The following is an 8293-nucleotide window of genomic DNA, read 5'->3' as shown; positions in this document are numbered from 1 at the left end:
ATGCCGTCACTTCGCTGGTGAAGGAGCATTCCGGCGCCTACGGCATGGGCATCGACTACGCCGTCACCATGGTTCACAAGGGCGACGAACGCGTCAGCCACGGCAAGACGATCGGCCCGAACCCGGCGAAGTGAGCCCGGCCCGGACCAGCGAACATCCGCAATCGCTTCGGCGTGAATGGCAAGGCTGGCCCCGCAGGGGGCCGGCCTCTCCGTTTATGCGATGTCATTGTCAAAAGAAGATGCAGGAAGCTCGCGAGCGTCACCTGGGGCGGAAGCCCGCCCTGGTTCTGCGGCCTGGGATCGCGCAGCAGCAGGACAGCGGCTAGGGCTTTCTGGTGGTGATCCAGCTTGGGTCACCTCGTGTCGCAAGCCCTGTCGCGGGCGCTCGATTGCGACCTTGGCATTAAGGAATACAACTGCTTTCCAAATTCGATTGACAATTTGGATCCGCGCGCGCATTTTAGAAAACAATAATTTTCCTAATTTGGCGACGGGCGTTTTGGACGCCCCGCCACACCGGGGAAAGGAACCGGTCATGAACCAGCACACGCCAATCGCCATCATCGAAAACCCCTCGCCTACTGCGGAGACAATGCCGACCATTCGGCTCCCCGAGGAACTGCCTGCGATCTTGCCTGCCGTGACACCGGCCTCGAACATGCCCGCAAAGCGGTGGCTGCGCGGCCTGCTCTTCGCCTCCGTGGCCGTCGCGGCCGTGGCGGCCGCCGCCGATTTCGGGTGGGGGTATTGGACGACAGGCCGCTTCCAGGTGTCGACCGACGACGCCTATGTGAAGGCTGACAGCACGACGATTGCGCCCAAGGTCTCCGGCCATATCGCCGAGGTGCTCGTGGCCGACAACGAGCGGGTAAAGGCAGGACAGATCCTCGCCCGCATCGACGACCGCGATTTCAAGGTGAGCCTCGAGCGGGCCATGGCCGAGGTCGAGGCAGCGGAAGCCAACATCTCCAACAAGCAGTCGGCCCTGGTGGCTCAGCAATCCGCGATCGACGCGGCAAGGGCGACCGTCGAGGCCGACAAGGCCGACCAGACCTTTGCCGAGCAGGACGACAAGCGTTACTCCGAGCTTGCAAGACAGGGCTTCGGCACCATCCAGAATGCCCAGCAGGCGGCCTCGCGCATCATGGCCGCCCGTGCAGCGGTAACGCGTGACACGGCGGCACTTGCCAATGAAACCAAGCAGCTCGACGTGATCAGGGCCGAGGTCGCCCAGGCGAAGGCAGCACTCGACAGCGCCAAGGCGGCGCAGGACCAGGCCCGCCTGAACCTCTCCTACACTGCGCTTGCCGCCCCCATCGATGGCGTGATCGGCAACCGCACTCTGCGGGTCGGTCAATACGTGCAGGCCGGCACCCAACTGATGGCGGTCGTCCCGACGGAGGCGGCTTACATCGTCGCCAACTACAAGGAGACCCAGCTCACCGACGTCTATCCCGGCCAGAAGGTGACGGTCGAAGTGGACACCTTCCCGGGGCAGGTCTTCGAGGGTCACGTCGACAGCATCGCGCCGGCGAGCGGCCAGGAATTTGCGTTGCTGCCGCCGGACAATGCGACGGGCAACTTCACCAAGGTGGTGCAGCGCATCCCGGTCAAGATCGTGCTCGACCGCGGAACCCCACGATCGGTGACCTTGCGGCCCGGCATGTCGGTCTACCCGACCATCGACACCAACCCGACGGCGACCGAGGTCGCGTCAAAGTCGGGAAAGATCTACTAGAGCGCCGTGCGTTCAAGTGAACGCATAGACAAGGCAGGAGGGTGTTATGTCCACCATTGCTGATACAGTTGCGCCCGGTTCGCTGCCAGCCGCTGCGGAGCCATCGGAAAAGGCGAGCACGACGGCATGGATCGCAGTGCTCGCCGGCCTGATCGGTGCCTTCATGGCGATCCTGAACATCCAGATCACCAACGCCTCGCTGCTCGACATCGAGGGCGGGATCGGCACCGGCGTCGACAACGGCGCCTGGATATCGACCTCCTACCTGATCGGCGAGATCGTGGTGATCCCCCTTACCGACTACTTCAGCCGCGTCTTCTCGTTCCGGCGCTATATCCTGGCAAATGCGATCCTGTTCCCGATCTTTTCCGCGGCTTGCGCCTTCGCCCATGACCTCGGCTCGATGATCGTGCTGCGCGGTCTGCAAGGCGTTGCGGGCGGCGTGCTCATCCCCATGGCTTTCACGATGATCCTGACCCGGTTGCCCAAGACGCAGCAGCCGTTCGGATTGGCACTCTTCGCCCTGTCCGTCACCTTCGCGCCGGCGATCGGCCCGACGATCGGCGGCTACCTCACCGAGAACTACGGCTGGCAGTCGATCTTCTTCGTCAACACGCCCCCAAGCATCATCATGGTGGTTGCGCTCTACTTCACGCTCGAGAAGAAGCCGATGCAATTGTCCTTGCTCAAAGAGGGCGACTGGGCCGGCATCGTCACCATGGCGATCGGGCTCTCGGCTCTACAGACCGTGCTCGAGGAAGGCAATAAGGACGACTGGTTCCAGTCGCCGTTCATCGTCAAGCTCGCCATGATCGCAGCCGTGTTTCTGACCGCCTTCGTCATCATCGAGCTAAAGGTCGAAAAGCCGCTGGTCAAGCTACGCCTGCTCAAGCAGCGCAACTTCGGTGTCGGCGTTCTCGTCAACGTGCTGGTCGGCGTGGCGCTGTTCGGCACCGTTTACATCCTGCCGCAGTATCTGGGCCAGGTGCAGCGCTACAATGCCGAGCAGATCGGCTTCGTGCTGGCCTGGACCGGCTTACCGCAGCTCCTCATCATTCCGCTCGTGCCGGCACTGATGAAGCGGTTCGACGCGCGCTACGTCGGCTTCGTCGGCATCAGCATCTTCGCAGCGAGCTGTTTCATGAACACGACGCTCTCGCTCGACAGCGCCGGCGACCAGTTCTTCGTGCCCAATATCGTGCGCGCCATCGGCCAGGCACTGGTGCTGACGCCGATCACGGTGATCACGACCGCCGGCATCGCGCCTGGCGACGCGGCCGCCGCCTCCGGCCTGTCGAACATGCTGCGCAATCTCGGCGGCGCGGTTGGAACGGCCACGCTCGCGACTGTGTTGACCAAGCGGGAGCAGTTCCATTCTAACATCATCGGCCAGTCCGTCACGCTTTCCCGCGATGAGGTCCGTGACCGGATCAGCGATCTGACCCAGCACTTCATGACCCATGGCGTATCCGACGTCGCGGTTGCACAACACAAGGCGATCGCCGTGATCGGCGCGACGGTTCACCGCCAGGCGCTTATCCTGGGGTTCAGTGATACCTTCGCGGTGATCGGCACTGTGTTGGCGCTCGCCGCCATCGCCCTGCTTTTCACCCGGAAGATCCAGCTTGGCGGCGCAGGTGCGGGCGGCGCCCATTGAATGTCTGCAGGTCAAAAGACGTGCACTGAAAGGAGGCAGGTTATGAGCAATTCGACGCCCGGTCGTCTCTTTCTGGACGACCTCTATGTGGGCCAACGCTTTACAAGCGGGACCCACACGATCGACGCAGCACAGATCAAGGCTTTCGCTCTGCAGTTCGACCCGCAGCCGTTTCACATCGACGAGGCGAGGGCCAAGGACACGCTCTTTGGGGGTCTGGCTGCAAGCGGATGGCACACCGCCGCCATCACGATGCGTCTCAATGTCGAGACGGGCCTGCCATTTGCCGGCGGTCTCATTGGCGCCGGCGGAGAAATCAACTGGCCGGCTCCGACGCGCCCCGGGGACACGCTGCATGTGGAAAGCGAGGTCCTGGAGATCATACCTTCCCGCTCGAAGCCTGATCGAGGCATCGCCGTCGTTCTCAGCAGCACCATCAACCAGCACGGGGAAGTGGTGCAGAACCTCAAGGCCAAACTCGTCCTCCAGCGGAAAGCGGCGGGTTGACGCCGATTTAGCTCGAATATGCAGAGGCGGGCGACTTTCATTCCGTCGAGACGAAATCGTCCTCCCGAGAGTTCAGCAGCGCCGCCAGCGTGCGGAGGCCAATGTCGAGCTGATCCATTGCCGGACTGGCCAGCGCGAGCCGGACCGCGTTGGGCGCGTGGCCCGGCGTGATGGCGAAGGTCGTCGACGGGGTCAATGCAATGTCGCGCCTGGCGGCAGCCGCAACAAACGTCTGCGAACGCCAATGGGGCGGCAGCGTCAGCCAGAGATGGTAGCACTTTGGGTTGGCCTTGACCTCGAAGCCCTGGAGATGAGCGGCGGCCAGCTTCTGCCGCGCCTGCGCATCAAGGCGTTTCATCGTCATGAGCGCGGCAACGGTGCCATCGGCCATCATCCGCTCGGCCGCCGCAAAGGCAAATCCCGTCGCGGTCCATCCACCCGAACGCACAGAGGCGATCACACTTTCCCGTAGCCGCTCGGGCGGCACGATGAAGCCGAGCGCCAGGCCGGGCGCCACCTTCTTGGAGAGGCTGTCGACGACAATGCAGCGATCCGGTGCGAGGGCGGCAAGCGGCGGCTCGTCGTCAAGGAACCCATAGACATTGTCTTCGATAACAGGAAGATCAAGCATCTCGACGACCCGCAGAAGATCGGCCCGGCGCGCCTCACTCATCGTCGCGCCCAGCGGATTCTGGACCGCCGGCTGGATGTAGATGGCCGAGAGATGCGCCTCGCGATGCGCTTTTTCAACGGAGTCGGGGCGCACCCCGCCTTCGTCCATCGAAAGCGGCACCAACGCAATTCCGAGCCGAGCGGCAATGCCCTTGACGAAGGGATAAGTCAAAGCCTCGACACCGCAGCGCCCGCCCGCCGGAACCACAGCCGCGAGAGCCGCAGCAATGCTCTGCCGGCCATTGCCGGTGAAAACGAGGTGTTCAGGACTGGGCGACCAGCCGCCCTTGGAGAGATGCGCTGCTCCAATGTTTCTGATCGCCGGCGTTCCGATGCTGATCGCCTGGCGCGATGCAACGTCGAGCAAGGCAGGAGCAGCCAACCCCTCCAGGCTTCTTGCGATAAGCGCTGTCTGGTTGGGCAAGATCGGGTAGTTGAACTCGAAGTCGGTACGGACACCACGCGGCTCTGCGAGCGCCGCCACGCCTCGCCTCGCCTCCCCGGAGATGAAGGTGCCCCTGCCCACTTCGCCGACGACGAGACCGCGGCGCAACAACTCGGCATAGACGCGGCTTGCCGTGGATACGGCAATCTTGCGTTCATAAGCAAAGCTACGCTGCGGCGGCAGGCGGTCGCCCGGCCTGAGCGACCCAACCGCAATTTCCGCGGCGATCGTGTCGGCAAGCTTCAGGTATTCCGACCTCGACATTATTGCACCGAGTACAATGTTTCAATTGCACCGAGAATTATATCGGAACATTCTATTCTCATCAAATCCCATTCGCCCGGAACCGCGACGGTTTCGCAGGCCCGAGCGCTCTTTTCGAAGCGCGCTCAGGCTGGCGGCATCGCACGCCCGGAGCAAGGGCTGGAAACGAGACAATGCCTGTATTTCTCAACCAACCGACCACTGTCGCGTTCAACGCGCGCGAATGCGGAGGCACTCCGATGGAACTGACCGTCCCGACGATCCTGGTCGCCTTTGCCGGGGTATTCCTGATCTGCTTCATGAAGGGGGCGTTTGGCGGAGGCTTCTCCATAGTCGGCATCCCGCTGCTGTCGGTCGTGATGGACCCGGTCACCGCTGGCGGCCTTCTCGCGCCGCTCTTCGTGGCGATGGATCTGTATGGGTTGCGCTACTTCAAGCGGGCAACCTGGTCTGGCCCCGACCTCGCGCTGCTGCTTCCGGGGCTCGTGATTGGCATCGGGCTCGGCTATCTGCTGTTCCGCTTTCTCGATCACCGCACCGTCGCGATCGTGATGGCGGCAACCACCTTGCTTTTCGTCGGCCTGTGGCTGGCAAGGGGCGCAGAGGTCACGGCACGCCCACGCTCGACCCCGAAGGCGATTTCTGCCGGTCTCGCCTCAGGCATAACCACGATGGTCGCCCACTCGGGCGGACCGCCGCTGGCGATGTATCTGCTGCCGCTCGGTCTCAGCAAGGAGGTCTACGCGGGAACGACGAGCCTCTTCTTTACCGTCGGCAATGCAACCAAGGCCCTGCCGTGGTTGTTGCTGGCGAAGCCAACCGCCGATCTCGGAGTGCTGATGGCGATCTGCCTGCTCGCCATTCCAAGCGGCGTTACGCTCGGCTGGCGGCTCCAGGGCATGCTCGACCAACGGCAGGTCTATCGCGCCTGCTATGGATTGCTGGTTCTGGTGGCGCTGAAACTACTATGGGACGGCGTTTCCGGCTTTCTGGTCTAACCGTCGTATCGCCCACCTGCGCAAAGAAGATGCTTGCGACGGAGCAACATCTCGCGCCATAGGGGCGTATTGCGCAGGCTGCGCCCGCAAAGCTTTTCACTTTGCGTATTGACCTAAGTTTCTCAAAGGGTTGAAGTGCTCTGGCCATTCAAGCGAGGTACTTCACCCTGCAGAGCAGCGCCCCTTTCACAGCAGCAGGAGAGATGGGTCGGTTGATCCAGTCTTACCGCTGGGACGACAGCCCGCTCGGCCCCATGGAGGCTTGGCCGCCATGCCTGGCGGCTGCGGTCGACATCATGTTGCCGGCGCAGGCGCAGATCGTGATGTTCTGGGGCGAGGAGTTCGTCGCTCTCTACAACGATGCCTATGCGCCGACCATCGGAGACAAGCATCCTCGCGCATTGGGGCGCCCGGCGCGCGAAAACTGGGGTGAACTCTGGAGCGACCTCGAACCTCTGCTGCGACGCGTGCTGGAACGCGGCGAGACGGTGGTCGCGAAAGACCGTCCCTTCTACATCGAGCGACACGGTTATCCCGAAACGGCTTACTTCGATATTTCCTATTCGCCCGTCCGGGACGAAGAAGAGAGGGTTCGGGGCGTGTTCTGCATCGTCAATGAAACGACGGAACGCGTGAAATTCGAGGGCGCGCTGCAAGCCAACGAAGAGCGGCTTCGCGCCATTTTCTCGCAGTCGGCCGCCGGCATTTGCCAGATGGACCTGACGGGCCGCTTCCTCCTGGTCAACAATCGGTTCTGCGAAATCGTCGGCTATAGCGAAGCCGAACTGCTGACGATGCGGATGCACGACATCACGTTTCCCGAAGACGTCGCCCAAAGCGCTCGCCTGTTCAAGACGATGGCGAGCACCGGCGAAAGCTACGAAATCGAAAAGCGCTATCTGCGCAAGGATGGTGGTCTTGTCTGGGTGACGAGTTCGGTCTCCGCGCTTCGCGATGAGCGCGGCAATTTTCGCGAGGCGGCCGCCGTCATCGTCGACATCACCGAGCGCAAGCGAGCCCAGGAGGTCGAGCGTCGCCTTGCGGCCATTATCGCATCCTCCAACGACGCCATTCTCGGCATCGATCTCCGGATGAGGATTACGACCTGGAATGCCGGGGCCGAAAGGCTCTACGGCTATTCGGCCGAGGAAATGGTCGGCCGCTCCGTCATGACGCTGGTTCCCGAAGACCGGATTGACGAAGAGCCTGCGATCCTCAGGCAGGTCAATGCGGGCCTCAAGGTCGAGCCATATGAGACCAAACGGCTCCACAAGGACGGTCGAAGCGTCGATGTCCTGCTCAGCGTTTCGCCGATCTACGACGCCTATGGCAGCATCGTCGGCGCTTCGAAACTGGCCCACGACATAACCGTGCGGAAGGAGGCGGAGCGCCTGCAGACCGTCCTGGTCGGTGAACTGAACCATCGCATCAAGAACGTGCTTGCAACCGTCCTGGCCATTGCCCGGCAGACGCTCGGTCGCAGCGACAGCACGGACGCCGAAGAGGTGCAGGCTTTTGAAGCGCGGCTGGTTTCGATGGCACGGGCGCACGACCTGCTCACCCATGGCAACTGGGAAAGGGCGGAGTTGAAGGCGATCATCAACCAGGCGATCTCCCCCTACTCGCAGGAGACGTTCGTCGTTTCCGGCCCGCCGATCCAGGTTCCGCCGAGGATGGTCGTATCGCTGTCCCTGGCGCTGCATGAGCTCGCCACGAACGCCGCCAAATACGGCGCACTTTCGACCGGGAACGGGCGGGTCTCCATCACGTGGTCGCTCCAGGCCGGCACGCCGACCCGGCTGACGCTGCGCTGGCAGGAATCCGGCGGGCCGTTGGTAAAGCAGCCATCGCGCAAAGGATTCGGCTCGCGCCTGATTCAAACCCTGTTGGCTGCCGAACTGAATGGCCAGGTGGAGATCAGCTACCATCCCACGGGCCTGGTGTGCTCGGTCGACGCGGCCCTGCAAAGTGGGTGGGACGAACCCACCGCACCCTAACGGCGCATGGGCA

At 62.8% G+C, this 8293-nt stretch carries 6 protein-coding genes and 1 pseudogene; 6 read left to right on the top strand and 1 reads right to left on the bottom strand.

Going from position 1 to position 8293, the window contains the following annotated elements:
• The 4 genes and pseudogenes from IB265_RS18350 to IB265_RS18335 all read left to right on the top strand — a co-directional run.
• Positions 1–134, top strand: a pseudogene (locus IB265_RS18350) (hydrolase); the annotation flags it as partial.
• Between the two features lie 403 nt (positions 135–537).
• On the top strand, positions 538–1740 hold the full coding sequence (locus IB265_RS18345) for an HlyD family secretion protein (RefSeq protein WP_192494948.1): 1203 nt from the start codon (positions 538–540) through the stop codon (positions 1738–1740).
• A 46-nt stretch (positions 1741–1786) separates the two neighbouring features.
• Entirely contained in the window at positions 1787–3397 is a 1611-nt protein-coding gene (locus IB265_RS18340; RefSeq protein WP_057251276.1) for an MDR family MFS transporter, read from the top strand.
• A gap of 42 nt (positions 3398–3439) precedes the next feature.
• Entirely contained in the window at positions 3440–3904 is a 465-nt protein-coding gene (locus tag IB265_RS18335) for a MaoC family dehydratase (RefSeq protein ID WP_057251275.1), read from the top strand.
• Positions 3905–3941: 37 nt separating this feature from the next.
• Here IB265_RS18335 and IB265_RS18330 read toward each other — a convergent pair whose 3' ends face one another.
• Positions 3942–5285: a PLP-dependent aminotransferase family protein gene (locus tag IB265_RS18330; RefSeq protein ID WP_112994023.1), complete on the bottom strand. Its 1344-nt coding sequence runs from the start codon at positions 5283–5285 to the stop codon at positions 3942–3944.
• Between the two features lie 239 nt (positions 5286–5524).
• Between IB265_RS18330 and IB265_RS18325 the strand changes: the two genes are divergently transcribed.
• Complete coding sequence (locus tag IB265_RS18325) at positions 5525–6283, top strand: sulfite exporter TauE/SafE family protein (protein WP_057251285.1); 759 nt, start codon at positions 5525–5527, stop codon at positions 6281–6283.
• Positions 6284–6486: 203 nt separating this feature from the next.
• Positions 6487–8280, top strand: coding sequence for a PAS domain S-box protein (locus tag IB265_RS18320; RefSeq protein ID WP_057251273.1), 1794 nt, complete (start codon positions 6487–6489; stop codon positions 8278–8280).
• Positions 8281–8293: the final 13 nt, after the last annotated feature.

The organism is Ensifer sp. ENS10, assembly GCF_014852025.1.
In the GTDB taxonomy this organism is placed as follows: domain Bacteria; phylum Pseudomonadota; class Alphaproteobacteria; order Rhizobiales; family Rhizobiaceae; genus Ensifer.
Note: the sequence above shows the minus strand (reverse complement) of the source record. Positions and strands in the feature narration are given on the sequence as shown.